The organism is Desulfovibrio sp., from assembly GCF_014803725.1.
Classification (GTDB): Bacteria; Desulfobacterota; Desulfovibrionia; order Desulfovibrionales; family Desulfovibrionaceae; genus Desulfovibrio.
Genome location: NZ_JAAVBE010000016.1, coordinates 22,281 through 35,077, shown reverse-complemented (window position 1 = coordinate 35,077; position 12,797 = coordinate 22,281). Strand labels below are relative to the sequence as shown.

Annotated in this window: 25 protein-coding genes and 1 other RNA gene; 25 read left to right on the top strand and 1 reads right to left on the bottom strand. The window is 63.4% G+C overall.

Annotation, left to right across the window (positions count from 1 at the left end; all coding sequences use genetic code 11):
• Positions 1 to 184: 184 nt before the first annotated feature.
• Positions 185 to 859 (bottom strand): XRE family transcriptional regulator, encoded by a 675-nt coding sequence (locus HDR50_RS04870; RefSeq protein ID WP_291356449.1) that lies wholly within the window; start codon positions 857 to 859, stop codon positions 185 to 187.
• Between the two features lie 259 nt (positions 860 to 1,118).
• Here HDR50_RS04870 and HDR50_RS04865 point away from each other — a divergent pair, with 259 nt between their 5' ends.
• From HDR50_RS04865 to HDR50_RS04745, 25 genes are all read left to right on the top strand, one after another.
• The gene (locus HDR50_RS04865) at positions 1,119 to 1,550 is read left to right on the top strand and encodes a hypothetical protein (protein ID WP_291356447.1); all 432 of its coding nucleotides are present in this window, start codon (positions 1,119 to 1,121) and stop codon (positions 1,548 to 1,550) included.
• Complete coding sequence (locus HDR50_RS04860) at positions 1,543 to 1,812, top strand: helix-turn-helix domain-containing protein (RefSeq protein WP_291356445.1); 270 nt, start codon at positions 1,543 to 1,545, stop codon at positions 1,810 to 1,812. Before HDR50_RS04865 ends, HDR50_RS04860 begins: the two co-directional genes overlap by 8 nt.
• Positions 1,813 to 1,858: 46 nt before the next feature.
• The gene (locus HDR50_RS04855) at positions 1,859 to 3,967 is read left to right on the top strand and encodes a Mu transposase C-terminal domain-containing protein (RefSeq protein WP_291356443.1); all 2,109 of its coding nucleotides are present in this window, start codon (positions 1,859 to 1,861) and stop codon (positions 3,965 to 3,967) included.
• Between the two features lie 57 nt (positions 3,968 to 4,024).
• A complete protein-coding gene (locus HDR50_RS04850) occupies positions 4,025 to 4,768 on the top strand; it encodes an AAA family ATPase (protein ID WP_291356441.1) in 744 nt (247 codons plus the stop codon).
• On the top strand, positions 4,765 to 5,379 hold the full coding sequence (locus HDR50_RS04845) for a hypothetical protein (RefSeq protein WP_291356440.1): 615 nt from the start codon (positions 4,765 to 4,767) through the stop codon (positions 5,377 to 5,379). Before HDR50_RS04850 ends, HDR50_RS04845 begins: the two co-directional genes overlap by 4 nt.
• Positions 5,376 to 5,765 carry a helix-turn-helix transcriptional regulator gene (locus tag HDR50_RS04840; RefSeq protein ID WP_291356439.1) on the top strand — a complete coding sequence of 130 codons (390 nt, stop codon included), beginning with the start codon at positions 5,376 to 5,378 and terminating at the stop codon, positions 5,763 to 5,765. Before HDR50_RS04845 ends, HDR50_RS04840 begins: the two co-directional genes overlap by 4 nt.
• Entirely contained in the window at positions 5,755 to 5,931 is a 177-nt protein-coding gene (locus tag HDR50_RS04835) for a hypothetical protein (RefSeq protein WP_291356437.1), read from the top strand. Before HDR50_RS04840 ends, HDR50_RS04835 begins: the two co-directional genes overlap by 11 nt.
• A 2-nt stretch (positions 5,932 to 5,933) precedes the next feature.
• Positions 5,934 to 6,446 carry a host-nuclease inhibitor Gam family protein gene (locus HDR50_RS04830; RefSeq protein ID WP_291356435.1) on the top strand — a complete coding sequence of 171 codons (513 nt, stop codon included), beginning with the start codon at positions 5,934 to 5,936 and terminating at the stop codon, positions 6,444 to 6,446.
• Positions 6,447 to 6,498: 52 nt separating this feature from the next.
• Positions 6,499 to 6,672 (top strand): hypothetical protein, encoded by a 174-nt coding sequence (locus tag HDR50_RS04825; protein ID WP_291356433.1) that lies wholly within the window; start codon positions 6,499 to 6,501, stop codon positions 6,670 to 6,672.
• Positions 6,669 to 6,965: an HU family DNA-binding protein gene (locus HDR50_RS04820; RefSeq protein WP_291356431.1), complete on the top strand. Its 297-nt coding sequence runs from the start codon at positions 6,669 to 6,671 to the stop codon at positions 6,963 to 6,965. The genes HDR50_RS04825 and HDR50_RS04820 overlap by 4 nt, the downstream gene beginning before the upstream one ends.
• Entirely contained in the window at positions 6,962 to 7,126 is a 165-nt protein-coding gene (locus HDR50_RS04815; protein ID WP_291356429.1) for a hypothetical protein, read from the top strand. The genes HDR50_RS04820 and HDR50_RS04815 overlap by 4 nt, the downstream gene beginning before the upstream one ends.
• Positions 7,127 to 7,203, top strand: an RNA gene (locus HDR50_RS04810) — hammerhead ribozyme type II.
• A 9-nt stretch (positions 7,204 to 7,212) separates the two neighbouring features.
• A complete protein-coding gene (locus tag HDR50_RS04805) occupies positions 7,213 to 7,431 on the top strand; it encodes a hypothetical protein (protein ID WP_291356427.1) in 219 nt (72 codons plus the stop codon).
• On the top strand, positions 7,431 to 7,631 hold the full coding sequence (locus HDR50_RS04800) for a hypothetical protein (RefSeq protein WP_291356425.1): 201 nt from the start codon (positions 7,431 to 7,433) through the stop codon (positions 7,629 to 7,631). The genes HDR50_RS04805 and HDR50_RS04800 overlap by 1 nt, the downstream gene beginning before the upstream one ends.
• Positions 7,632 to 7,634: 3 nt before the next feature.
• Complete coding sequence (locus HDR50_RS04795; protein WP_291356423.1) at positions 7,635 to 8,279, top strand: NUMOD4 domain-containing protein; 645 nt, start codon at positions 7,635 to 7,637, stop codon at positions 8,277 to 8,279.
• Positions 8,276 to 8,776, top strand: coding sequence for a hypothetical protein (locus HDR50_RS04790; protein WP_291356422.1), 501 nt, complete (start codon positions 8,276 to 8,278; stop codon positions 8,774 to 8,776). Before HDR50_RS04795 ends, HDR50_RS04790 begins: the two co-directional genes overlap by 4 nt.
• Entirely contained in the window at positions 8,760 to 9,089 is a 330-nt protein-coding gene (locus HDR50_RS04785; RefSeq protein WP_291356420.1) for a hypothetical protein, read from the top strand. Before HDR50_RS04790 ends, HDR50_RS04785 begins: the two co-directional genes overlap by 17 nt.
• 2 nt (positions 9,090 to 9,091) lie before the next feature.
• Positions 9,092 to 9,676: a regulatory protein GemA gene (locus HDR50_RS04780; protein ID WP_291356418.1), complete on the top strand. Its 585-nt coding sequence runs from the start codon at positions 9,092 to 9,094 to the stop codon at positions 9,674 to 9,676.
• On the top strand, positions 9,676 to 10,107 hold the full coding sequence (locus HDR50_RS04775; RefSeq protein WP_291356416.1) for an RNA helicase: 432 nt from the start codon (positions 9,676 to 9,678) through the stop codon (positions 10,105 to 10,107). The genes HDR50_RS04780 and HDR50_RS04775 overlap by 1 nt, the downstream gene beginning before the upstream one ends.
• 321 nt (positions 10,108 to 10,428) lie before the next feature.
• Positions 10,429 to 10,749: a hypothetical protein gene (locus tag HDR50_RS04770; RefSeq protein ID WP_291356414.1), complete on the top strand. Its 321-nt coding sequence runs from the start codon at positions 10,429 to 10,431 to the stop codon at positions 10,747 to 10,749.
• 2 nt (positions 10,750 to 10,751) lie between these two features.
• Positions 10,752 to 11,432, top strand: coding sequence for a hypothetical protein (locus tag HDR50_RS04765; protein WP_291356412.1), 681 nt, complete (start codon positions 10,752 to 10,754; stop codon positions 11,430 to 11,432).
• Positions 11,429 to 11,815 carry a hypothetical protein gene (locus tag HDR50_RS04760; RefSeq protein WP_291356410.1) on the top strand — a complete coding sequence of 129 codons (387 nt, stop codon included), beginning with the start codon at positions 11,429 to 11,431 and terminating at the stop codon, positions 11,813 to 11,815. The genes HDR50_RS04765 and HDR50_RS04760 overlap by 4 nt, the downstream gene beginning before the upstream one ends.
• Positions 11,790 to 12,080 (top strand): hypothetical protein, encoded by a 291-nt coding sequence (locus tag HDR50_RS04755; RefSeq protein WP_291356408.1) that lies wholly within the window; start codon positions 11,790 to 11,792, stop codon positions 12,078 to 12,080. The genes HDR50_RS04760 and HDR50_RS04755 overlap by 26 nt, the downstream gene beginning before the upstream one ends.
• A complete protein-coding gene (locus tag HDR50_RS04750; protein WP_291356406.1) occupies positions 12,080 to 12,472 on the top strand; it encodes a DUF2730 family protein in 393 nt (130 codons plus the stop codon). The genes HDR50_RS04755 and HDR50_RS04750 overlap by 1 nt, the downstream gene beginning before the upstream one ends.
• Before the next feature lie 15 nt (positions 12,473 to 12,487).
• Positions 12,488 to 12,796, top strand: a complete 309-nt coding sequence (locus HDR50_RS04745; RefSeq protein ID WP_291356404.1) for an ArsR family transcriptional regulator — start codon at positions 12,488 to 12,490, stop codon at positions 12,794 to 12,796.
• Position 12,797 lies beyond the last annotated feature (1 nt).

Genomic DNA, 12,797 nt, shown 5'->3' with positions numbered 1-12,797 from the left:
GGGACGTGGTGAAACGGGAAGCCACGTCTGGTGCGGGCTTGCGTGAGCGCGGCATCAAAAAAGCGCCGCGTGGAACTTTTACCCTGCGCGAAACGCAATTTGAAAAAAACCGGCCGCGCGAAACGCAATTTGAAAATCATCGGACGCCCCGCTGTGTGTCAAAAGTGGCACGCGCGGGGCGTTGTTATTTGTACTCTCTGCCTACCCAAAGCACCTGGCCGATGACGCGGAACTGGTCGCTTGTCTGCTCGCCCATATCTATGCGGATGGGCTCATAGTCAGTGTTGACGCTCTTAAGGATGATCTGGCCCGGGAGCATGTCCACGCGCTTCAGGTATATGGCGTCCTCTATGCCCACGGCGAAAATCGGGCCGGGGTGTGGCCGCGTCTTGGACTGATCGAGCAGCACGACGTCATTATCCATGACCTCGGGCTGCATAGAATCGCCCCTGACGCGCATCAAGACCATATTTGCGGGATTCCCCTTGCGCAGGATAAAATCTTGTCTGAAAGCGTATTCTCGCGCCATCTGGCCACTGGTTTCCAGGCTGCCTGTGCCAGCGGAGAGAATAGCATCCACCATTGGAATCATAATCAAATCTTCCGGGGATACCTTATGGTCTAAGGCTCTAGCGACGCCCGCCTCTTCGCTTCCTTGCATTGAGCCCTTTCCAAAGAGTAGCCAGTCAGACGAAATTCCGGCCTTGAGACAAATTTTTGAAATTGCATCTGCGCCTGGTAAATTTTCGTCCTTTTCGTAGCCGCTCATAGAACTTTTTGAAATGCCCATGCGCGCGGCAAAGTCTTCCTGTTTTTCAGCGCCCCTAATCATTTTTAGACGTTCACCAAGGGTACTCATAGGGTAAAAGTTCCCGGCCCGAACTATTACCCTAACCTTTTCCTCGTATTTGCATGCAAGCACTTGGAAACGCAGGGAAATAAAATTTCGGACAAATTTAAAGTTTTACCCCGAAATTCTGTTTACAAATTCGATATTTCGTCTTAAAACAGATTCGGGCGGTTAGGAATTACCTTAGCAAGCTAATTTTTACCAACCGCCGCGCACCCGGTCAACGTCCGCAAGCGGGCAAGATTTGGACAGCTCGATGGAGCCACTCATGCGGCAGCTCTCCCTCTTGGATGACATAGCCCCGATGGCAGGGGTCATGGCGGAAATCCGTGCCGCCATGCGCGCCGTTGCGGGCGCGCCCGATGGAGAAGGCCGCAAGGCGTTGCCGGACAAAATCAACGCCGTGGCCGCCATGTGCGGCATCAAGCTCACGGGGGGCAACACTCGCGCCATATCTAAGGACACCTTGGACAAGTGGCTCTCACCGTCTGACGAGAGCCACCCGCCGTCTGTGCTCGCCCTGCTGGCTTTTGTGGCTGCCACGGGAGACCCGGCGCCGCTCCGCGCCATGCTGCGCGCCGTGGGGCTGGACGTTATGACCGACGAGGATCGCCGTTACCGGGACTTGGGAAAGCTGGATGCGGAGATGCGGGCGGCCCGTAAGCGCCGCAAGATGCTGGAGGCCGGATTGCATGGGTAAGAATGACGGGAGCCTCTTTTTTCGCACGGCATGCGGGCAAAAGCGTTGCCGCGCGGTCTACCGCATACACGAGGCGCTTGCGGAGCACGGCACAAATTCTGCGAGCCTCGCACGCGCGCTCGGCATCTCTACCTCAGCTATGAGCCAGACACTAACAGGTAAACAGCATAGTGCGCGTGTCTTGGATGCCCTGCGCAAAGCAGGCGTCCCGGAAGAATATCTTTATGACCCCCGCCGCATGACGGCCAAAGAAGTGGCGTAAAATGAGAGAATCTTACACCACACGAGAGCTCGCTGATATACTTAGTGTGTCGGTTAAGAGCGCGCTGAAGCGGGCCGAGCGTGAAGGCTGGTGCGGCCGTACCCGTGCAGGCAAGGGCGGCGGCAATGAGTGGCTTGTGTCCTCCATGCCCGAGCCCACGCGCCTTGCCATTGCCGCCAAGGTATGCGTGGCAAAAGATTTGCTGCCGGTCTCTTCCTCTTCCGGCAGCACGTGCGCCTCCAATGGGGGGGCGCACGTCTCCCTCGCCTCCCTTTCTGGTGCTGCCAAGCGGCGCGCGGATGCCCGCATTGAGGCCACACTGGCGGCGCGCACTTTTATGGTGGACTCGGGCCTGCCATATACGATGGCCCTTGAGACCTTCGCCCGGCGCTACAACGCCGGGGAAATAGTCCTTTCCGAGGCCACGCGGGCGGAACTGCCCACGCTGTGCATGAGCTCCCTGCGCCGCTGGGACGCCAGCGCCAAGGCAGATGGCGCGGCCTCGCTCGGCGGAAAATATGCCCCAAAAATGCGCGGCGCGGGCTGCATCGACCGGCAGGACGTGGTCATCAACACCATCCTGGGCATGGTGCGCCAGTACCCTAACGCCAGCGCGGCCGTTATACGCGAGCGTATCGAGGCCCTGGCGCACCACGGCCACGACATTGAGGTACCGTCCCTGCGCCGGCTCCAGACATGGATTGCCAACTGGAAGGCAACGCACCGCTCCCTGCTGGCCTATATTACGGCGCCGGACAAGTGGCGCGGCCAGTACCAGTCGGCAACGGGCGTGGCCTATGAGGGCCTAACGGAATACAACGCGCGCTGGGAATACGACGGCACGCCCGCTGACCTCATGCTCTCGGACGGCAAGCGCTACACCATCGTAGGGATCATCAACTGCTATTCGCGCGAGGTGAAGTTTGAAGTTGCGGAGCGGAGCACGGGCCGCACCGTGGCGAACCTGACGCGCCGCTGTATCCTTGACTGGGGCGTTCCGCGTGTTGCAGTTACTGACAATGGCAAAGAGTTTGTCAGTACCTTCATGCAGGGGCTTTTTCTCGACTTGGGCATTGTCCCGGACATCCTGCCCCCCTTCCAGCCGCGCCTGAAGCCCGCCATTGAGCGCGTTTTTCGGACGTTTAGCCACCATCTCCTCCCTCTTTGCCCCTGCTACCTCGGGCACAATGTAGCCACGCGTCAGCAGATCCGCGAGCGCGAGACATTCGCCAAGCGCTTGATGTCCTCGGAGCAAGACCAGCTTTCCATGGCGATCACGCCCGAAGAGCTGCAAGAGTTTTGCGATGCCTGGACAGACACGGTTTACCGGCACAAGCCCCACAGCGGCCTCAAGGGCAAGACGCCCTGGCAGGTACGCCAGGCGTGGAAAGGCGAGGTGCGCCGCTTGACGGGCGAGCAGGAGCGCGCCCTGGACGTGCTCCTCATGGATAGCGGCTGGCGGGAAATCACCAAGAAGGGCATCCGCCTGGACGGCATGCGCTACGACTCCGCGGCCCTGGGGCCGCACGTGGGCGAGCGCGCGCAGGTGCGCGTCGACCCCACGGACAGGACGCGGGCGTGGATCTTTGGCGAGAATGGCGAGTTTTTGGGCGTGGCCACGGAAGTCTCCGGGCTTGCCCTTGAGGAACGCATGCAGCTTGCCCGGGACAAGCGCCGCAAGCAGATGGCCTCCATCACCAGCGGCCGCAAGGTGCTGGACTCGGCCGCGGAGAGCACGGGCGCCGGGCATGCGGCCGCGGACATTATGGCAATGTACCAGGATCGCGCCCGCGCCATTGAGGAGGCGTCAACACCGGCCGCGCCGGAAGTGGTGGAGCATGAGAGCGACGCCTTGGAGGCCGCGGCGCAGGCGGTCAAGGCGGTGGAAGAGCCGGCAAGCCTGCCCCCGGGTGTTGACGTGGCCGCGGCGCTGGAGCTTGCCCGCGCCACCATGGCGCAGGCCGAGGCCGAGCATTGGCTGCCCGAGCACCCGCAAGAAAAGTATGCCCTATGGAAACGCCTCAAGGCGCGCCAGGACGCGGGCGAAAGTCTGCCAGCGGACCAGGTGGAGTGGCTGCAAATCTATACGGAATCTAACGAATTTCGGGGCTTTGCCCTGATCGACCCGGAACCCCTCCGGGCCGTCAACCAATAAAAACGCGGGGCGCGCCGCACTACCAACGCACCCCGCCAAAAACAGGAGGACTCAACAATGGCAGAGTCAAAGCAGATTGTCAACCTGGGCGGCAAGGCGCCGCTCGCAAACGTGGGCCTCACGGTCTCGGCGCTCCAGGGCGCCGTGAAGCGCCCCGCGCACCTGCCGGGCATCGTCGTCCTCTACGGCCCCTCCGGCCTTGGCAAGTCCACGGCGGCGGCCGTGGCTGCCATGCAGTTGCAAGCCTACTACGTCCAGGCCAAGTCAAGCTGGACGCGCAAGGCCGTCTATCAGGCCGTCCTGAAGGTCATGGGCATTGTCCCGGCGAAGACCATCTACGACATGGAAGACCAGGTGGCGGCGCAGCTTGCCGCCAGCGGCCGTCCGCTGATCGTGGACGAATGTGACCACCTGGTAGCCAAGTCCAGCATTGAGATAGTGCGGGACATCTACGAAGCCTCGGGCGCGGCCATCCTGCTTATTGGCGAGGAACACCTGCCCGCGGGCCTCGCGCGGTGGGAGCGTATCCACAACCGCGTCCTGGAGTGGATTCCGGCGCAGTACGCCACCATGGCGGATGCCCGGGCTCTGCGCGACCTGTACTGCGACAAGGTGGCAATCGAGGACGACCTGCTCACGAAGATCCACGAGGTGAGCAAGGGCGTGGCGCGCCGTATTTGCGTCAACCTCGAGCGGGCGCAGCAGGCCGGCCTCGGCCTGGGCAAAAAGTCCATGGGCCTCACCGAGTGGGGCAAGCGCCCCATGTACACGGGCGAGGCGCCGGTGCGGGGGCGGGCATGAGCAGCAAGCGCAAAGCCGTGACGCTCGCCCCGGCTGGCGTGCTCTCGACGCGGGAAAAGCTCTGGCGCGCCATGCGCGAGCTCAAGACCTTTCGCGTGCCGGATTTGGCACGCAGGGCAGGCGTGGATCGGAGCAAGTATAGCGTAAGTGATTACCTGCGCGGCCTACTGCACGCGGGCATCATCCGCGTGGCGGCATGGCCGGGGCGAATCGGCGAACATGCCACTTATACCCTTGTGCAGGACATGGGCGTGGAGGCCCCGCGCGTACGCAGAGACGGGAGCGTGGTGCCGGAACCGGCACAACAGGCCATGTGGCGCGCAATGCGCGTGCTCCGGGAGTTTAGCGCGCGAGATCTTGTGGCCAATGCGGCAATGGCCGGGTTCACCCTCAAGATGGCCACGGCGGCGTCCTATTGTACCTGGCTTGCGCGGGGCGGCTACCTGCGCTCCCCGCAAAAACGTGGCGAGCCCTACCGCCTTGTCAAGGATACCGGCCCAAAGGCTCCGCAGATATTGCACGTCAAGCAACTCTACGACCCTAACACGGGCAAGATCATGGCCGGGCAGACGCTCCAGGAGGCCGTTGACGCGGCCGAGGGCGCGGCATGAGGGCCGGGGGCGCCGTGGAGCGGGCGCGGGCTGCCTGGGGCGCGGCTGCGCCGGACTGGATCTTGCGGCTTGCGGAAGCCTGCGATGCCCGGAGCATCCGCCAGGTGGCCGTGAGCATCAAGGTAAGTCCCGCCCTTGTCTCCCGCGTCATTAATGCCAGGTACGCCGCCTCGCTGGACTTCCTGGCCGGCCGCGTGCGCGCCATGCTGATGGCCGAGATACTGGCCTGCCCGGCCCTGGGCATGATCTCGGCGGCGCAATGCCAGGAGGAGCAGGGCAAGCCCTTTGTGAGCGCGTCTCCGCTGGCCGTGAGTGTTTACCGGGCCTGCCGCAACGGCTGCCGGCATTTCAACCCCAAGAATACAGGAGAAAGACATGTTGCATGAGAAGATCCGCAGCATAAGCGCCCGTCTCGGCGAACTGGCCGGGCGGCTGCCGGAACAGGACTACGAGATTATCCGCCTGGCGCGGATCAACCTTGAGGACGTGGCCGAAAGCGCGGCCGCGCTGGAGGCGTACTACAGGCCGCAGGAAACGGTCGAGGAGGCATAGGCATGGCACGGCGCGTTGTGAGGGCCTTTGTGGTGACAGACAAAAATGACGCTACGGAGGCCGTGGCGGATATGGCCGGCATTGACCGCGAACTGACCCTCATTGAGGTGGAGCTGAAGGAAAAAATCGACCGCGCCAAGGCCGAGGCCGCGCAGAAGGCGGCGGGGCTGCGGGATCGCTACAAGGATCTGGAAAAGGCTCTCTGCACCTGGGCCAAACTGCGCAAAGAGGAACTGTTTACGGACGGCAAAACTCTTGACCTTGGCGCCGGGAAAATCGGCTTCCGCATGTCGATGCCGAGCATCGCACAGCAGAACGGCGTTACGGTGGAGGCTTCGCTGGCGCGCCTGCGCGAGCTTGGCTTGGCCGAGGGCATCATGGTCAAGGAGAGCCTTGCCAAGGCCGTGTTGCTTGGCTGGCCGGAGGAGCGCCTTGCCCTGGTGGGGCTGAAAATCAAGCAGACGGACGACTTTTTCGTGGACATTCCGCGCGAGCCCGTGCCGGAGGGGGCGTAGGGTGGAAGTGAAATGCGATAATGCTGTCTTTGGGCACCAGGATGTGGTGATCATGGTCAAGTTTACCGATAACGGCCACATCCTCACGCAGACGGCCTTTAAAAAGTGGCTGCAACCGCTTGGCGATGCAGCGGGCAAGAAACTCCATGACGCAGTGGCAGCGATCCTGAACGAAACTGCGAAGGAAATGGAAGGCAGAAACCCGATTACGGAGGTCAAGCAATGACCAAGGCTGAACTTGTGGACTCTTTGACCTTTCGGCGCAGCCGCTATGACAAAAGCGTCAGCAAGGCCGATACCGAGGACTTCCTACGCGTTCTTGCCGAGACGGTGAAGGACGCCCTGGCCAGGGGCGAGTCCGTGCCGCTGGCCGGCGGCAAGCTCGAGCCCAAAAAGCGCCGCGCCCGCACCGGCCGCAACCCGCGTACGGGCGATCCCGTGGAAATCCCGGCCTGCGTTGTGGTGCGCTTCCAGGCCGGCAAGGACCTCAAGACCGCCCTCAACGGAGGCCGGCCGTGAACATCGTAAGGAGCGAGGGAGAGATCGCCCGCGTGTGGAACTGGGCCAGCCAGGGCATTGACGGAGGCACCCGCTATCCCGGCATGTCCTATGAGCAGGGCCTTATGGACATGCTGGACTGGTTGACCGGCGACAGCGACCACGCCCCTGACGAGGACTAACAGCGAAACCGCCCGCCCGATCCAAGGGCGGCGCGGTCGTCCGGCGGTGGCGCGCCGGACCTGACGAGCAGCCAAGGAAAAGAAGAATGAAGCCCGAGCTGGAAGCCTTTGTGATTGTCACCTGTGCCCACCATGCGGTGACGGCGCTTATGGTGCTCGCCGCGGGGATGCTGGACTCGGAGGGCTTTTTGATCGTCGCCCTCCTTTACGCGTTCTTTGGCGCGTACTCATACGAGACCCCAAAGCCTACGGAATGCCCCCATTGCGGCCACGCCATCAAAGTCCAGAAGGACGAGGAGGACTAATGGCCGGACATCCGCAACGCTTTATCCTGCGCCGCTCCCAGGCTGATGCCTGGTTTATTAAAGACCTTTCGGACGACAGCTTGGTTTGCTTTGTCCATCAGGGCAAACGGCCGATAGAAAAAACGCAGGCCATGGTGAAAGTCATGCTGGACGCGCTCAACGCGGCCGGGGCGCCCCGGAAGCGGGCGCAGGAGAGCTAAGTCATGGAGTGGCGGGACGTACCCGGCTATCCGGGCTATCAGGTCTCCGAGCGCGGCAGGCTGCGCAAGTCCTCGGGCTATGAGCTTGGCAGGCGAGGGACGCGCTATGTGCTTTCGCGCGGCGGCGTCCTGGTGCGCCTGACGCCCCGGGAGCTTATTGCCCTGGCGTGGCCGCCGGAGCCCAAGCCGGCGCCCGAGCCGGAGCCCGTGACCGCCGCGCCAGCCCCCGAGCACATGGAAAAAGAAGTCAAGGCAATCCCCGAGGGCTTTGTGCCGCTCCCGGGCCTCGATGGCTACTACATCAACCGCGCGGGCGAGTGCATAGGGCGCAAAGGGCGCCCGCTCCACCTCGTGCGCCGCAATGGCCCCTCGGGGCCGTATTACTACATCGCAGATAGCTTGCGCTCTGTGCGGCGCCTCCTGCTCTTGGCTTTTGGCGAGGGCGCGGCCACGGCCGCGGGCTATGCGGAGCCTAAGCCCATCGCCCCCGAGATGCTGCCCCGCGGCGGCATCCGTCAATACGGCCACGGCACAAAGCGGCGTTGCCATGACTGCGGACGCCCCACCAATGACTACCGCTGCCCTAAGTGTTGGGCACGGCTGCGCGGGAGCACCGAGGCTGAAGAAAGCGAGTGGAACGCGCTATGAGGCCTGACCCGCGCCGCTTCCCGGTCTCTTGCGTATTGCGCGTGGACGGCAAGCCCGTGCGCATCCAGCTTTCGCCGGCCGAAATTTACGGTGGCCCGGAAGGTGCGTGGCGTGTGCGCGTAAACAGGCGCTGGCATGATGGTGTTGACGGCGCGCCTCTGTACATGGATCGCGCCCGGCTCGCGGAATTTATGGCGGGCCTGCTGGCTGCGGGCCCGCTTGAGCCCACGCCGCGCCCGGAGATCTGCGCGGACATGCGCGTGCGCGTGTGGCTTCCGGGCGAGGGCGAACTTGACGTGGGCGAGCCTGTTATGGGCTGGACGTACTCCGAGCCCATCCTGGCGAATGACGGCTGCTGGTATGTGCTGGTCAGTGCCGCCGGACGGCGCTGGCATGCCCGTTGCGAGGACGTGACGCCCCTGCCCGCAAAGTATCAAGCCGGGCGCCCCCGCCAGTGGATGAAAAACCGGGAGGCGCAATATGACCACGAGCATTAATTGGATTACCTACGACGGCACCCTCGAGACGCGCCCGCACTCCATCAAGGAACTCCTGTATGACAAGGGATGGGATCTCATCCCGGAGCTTCGGACGGTCTATCTCCTGCGCCCGCATGGCGAAGAAAAAGTAAGAGACCAGGGCTATACGCTACAGCCCGTAGAGGCTTTCGATGGGAGTGACACGCCGGTCTTTGTTGGCTGGGAATGGGAGTCCCGCTGGCCGGATTACGGGGAAAATAACAGAACCTGCCCCCTCACCGTGGGGGACATGTGGGCGGAATGGCCCACAGTACCCAAGCAGGAGGCCTAGCCATGTGCGCCCGAGTGATCCACTTTTCCGGCCCCCGGGAGCCGCAAGCGGCCCCAGCCCAGGCTGCGCCCAAGCGGCCCCCGGCGCCACGCCGTAAACGCGGGACGGTCTCCGAGGAAATGCGCAAGGCGCTCCTGGCCAAGATCCACGTGGCGAAAAAGCAACTCGGCCTCACAGACGCGGAATACCGCGCCATGCTTGAGGGCAACTTTGGCGTCAGCTCGGCCGCGCACCTGGACGGTGAGGGCTTGCAGCGCATGGTCTTTGAGTTGCGCGCCTACGGTTTCCGCCCCAAGCGCGGCCACGCGCGGCGCGGGACGAGCCGCAAGCGCACGGTGCCGGCCACGCTTGCCAAGGACGACACGGGGCAGGGCCGCAAAAAGCTCATGCAAAAAATCGAGGCGCAGCTTGCCGAAAAGGGCCGCGTGGAGGGCACGGACATGCCCTGGGCTTATGCCGTCAGCATCCTCAAAAAGCAATCTGGCGGCGTTACGCGCTCCCTTGACCAGGCCACGCCCGAGCAGTTGCGCGGCGTCATCGCAGCCCTGACGCGGGACGCCAGGCGCCACGGCAGGCAGGTATACTAATGGGCGCGTGCTGGATAAGCTGGGGCGAGCTTGCGGGCCTTATTGGTAACGACGCGGCGCACGCTCTGTGCCGCACGCGGGGCGGCGTGACGCTCTATGTGCCCAAGGTGCCGGACGAGGGCGGCGAGCTCGCCAGGATCATCGGGCTCGCGGCCCTGCGCAAGCTGGCGCAGGTCTATGGCGGCGAGATCATCGTCACGCCCAACCGACGCAAGGAAGGCCCGCGCAAGGGCAAGATCCTCGACATGCTCGCCAGGGGCATGTCAGAGCGGGAAATTGCCCTGCGCCTTGACGTGACGCAGCGCTATGTGGAATATCTGGCCAAGTCAGCACGACACAGCGCCCGCCAGGGCAGCCTCCTCGAAATATTTAACGCAGGAGCTATGGCGAATGCCAACCAACAATCTTCCAAGGAATATGGTTGTAGTTGAACTGGATAACCAAGATCCCGTTGGGTATGAGAGCGATAACATACCCGCAGACTCTGGGCTCGCATTACAGTCCTTCCTTGAGGGCCAACTTGTACGCCTGTGTGGGACTGGGGACTTACGGGAAGGTCATGCCGGTAAAATCGGTGCGCGTGGCCTGATATTATTATTTGAAATTTTACATGGCAGGCCGGTAATCCGTGAGGCCATGCCTTCCAAAGCCTTCATCGACGACTTTAACAAGAATGTGCCCGGATAGCCCCGAACAAGTTCGGGGCTATTTTCAAAGGCCTCCTGCGCTACACCAGCGCAGGAGGCTTTTTTATGAACCTGCTCAAAAAACTGTTTGCCACCCTGCGCCCGCTCTACGACTTCCGCGCGCTCCTGCTGTTGGCGGCCGGCCTGGGCCTGGGCCTTTTGACTGACCCCGCGGCCACCTTGGGACTCGCCGGCTACCTGGCATATGTCATCGGCATGGCCGGCGCCGCCCTCATGCTCTCCAAGATACTCATGCCCTACCTGCGTCTCTCCAAGCATATCCGCGCGGCGCTGGTGGAGGGCAACGTGGCCTCGGCGCTGGTGGTGCTGGCGCGGGTGATCCTGATCCTCGGGCTGCTCATAACCCTTATGGCCTGGGGCAAGTAACCATGGCCTCGGCCCTGCTGGCGCTGCCGCTCTTGGCGCAACTCTACCTGCCCATGCTCTTTGAGGAGCACCTGGCCTACACGCCGGACTTTTACGACCCGGCCATCTATGCCGGCCAGGTGGAGCAAGAGACGTGCTACGGCCTGCGCGACCGGCGCTGCTGGAACCCGCGCACCGAGCTCAAGACCTCGCGCGAGTATGGCTTTGGGCTCGGGCAGATAACCATCGCCTACGACAGCGCCGGCAAGGTGCGCTTTAACAATTTTGACGACGTGCGCAGGCTCCATGCCAGCCTCAAGACGTGGCGCTGGGAAGACCGCTATGACCCGCGCCTCCAGTTGCGCGCGCTCCTTCTCAAGGATCGCCACGCCTGGAACGCCCTCAAGGGCTGCGCCACGGACGACGACCGCGCGGCCATGATGCTGGCGGCCTACAACGGGGGCCTTGGCGGCGTGTTGCAAGACCGCGCCTATTGCGGGCGTGTCAAGGGCTGTGACCAGGGCCGGTGGCGCGGCCATGTGGAGACGCACAGCCGAAAGTCGCGCAAGAGCATGGGCAAGGCCTATGCGGACAAATCCCCCTACAGCGTCAACCGGGCCTATGTGCGCAACGTCATGGGCGAGCGCCGCGAGCGCTACCGCCCGGCGCTGGCCGAGCTTGCCACCCAGGAGGGGCGGCCGTGAGAGATACCATCATCTACCTCTTTTTCGGGGCGGTCATCGTCGGGGCCATTGCCATCAAGCAACTGGAGGTCACGGCAGCACAGGCGGAAGCCGCCCGGTGGAGGGCCAAGGCCGCCCGTGCCGGGGCTGAAATGGGGCAGCTCCGCGAAAATATCGCCATGTGGAAGGCGGCCAATGACCGCGCCAACACGGCCACACAGGCCCTCATGGTGCAGGCGCAGGCCTGCCTTGACCGCGAGACCGCCGCCCGCGCTGATGCCGGGCGCTGGCAGGACATCCTTACCAACATGACCCTCCGCTCCATGAGCGGGGCGGAAGCCCAGGGAGTGCCGGACGATGCCACGCGCCGTGCCTTGTGTGCTGATCTTGACCGCCCTTTGTAGCGCCTGCGCGGGCGCCCCGGCCCCGCGCGAGTCTGCGCCGGTTATCATCTGGCCCGCGCGTTGCGCGCGCCCTGCCGCCCCGGAGCTGCCCAGGCTCTCCGGGCTTGACCTGCTGGAGAGCCCCCGGGGCTATGCGCTGCTGAAGCGGCGCGACCAGATCATGCGGGACTATATTGCCGGACTCTCGGATGCCCTGGACTGCTACGAGGCGCAACTTATGCCAGCCGAGCCGCCAGCCAAGGCGCCCGCGCCGGGAGATGACTAATGGAGCATGTGGCCTCTTTGCTCTGGCATTACCTGCCGGGCATCATTCAGTTTGTGGCCACGGGCGCCTGCCTGTGGCTGTGGTGGTCTATTAAGAAGGTCTTTGTGACCCGGCAGGACTGCGAGGCCTGCCGCAAAAGCGCCAATGCCGGCCTCGAGGCCCGCATTGATGCTGTGGAGCGGCGCCAGAACGCGCGCGCCACGACATTGCAGGCCCTCAGCGGCAAGCTGGACAATTTGCCCACCTCGGCCGAGCTCCAGGACATCATGGTGACGGTCAAAGAACTGGAGGGCGATGTCAAAGGCCTGCGCGCGCAGATGGATGGCTTTGAGCACATGATAAGCCGCCTGGAACGCACCGTGGACATGTTCCAGGAAGTCCATATGAAGTAGGAGGGCTGGGCGGAAATGTCTTACAATGCGGAATTTCAGGAGCGCCTTGCGCAAGACCGCCGCCTGGTCATCCTGCGCTTCCTGGCCGAGGAGGCGGACGGCCGCATGAGCGCCAGCGTCATGCAGGACGCCCTGGAACTCATGGCGCACCGCGTGCCGCGCGTGCAGGTCATGGAGGACGCGTCGTATCTGGAGGAGCGGGGGCTTTTGCGCGTTGAATACGTGGGCACGGTGCCTATTTTCCGTGTCACGTCCCGGGGCGTGGAGGTGGCAAGGGGCCTTGTGGTGGTGCCGGGCATCAAGCGGCCCCGGCTGGGGGACTAAT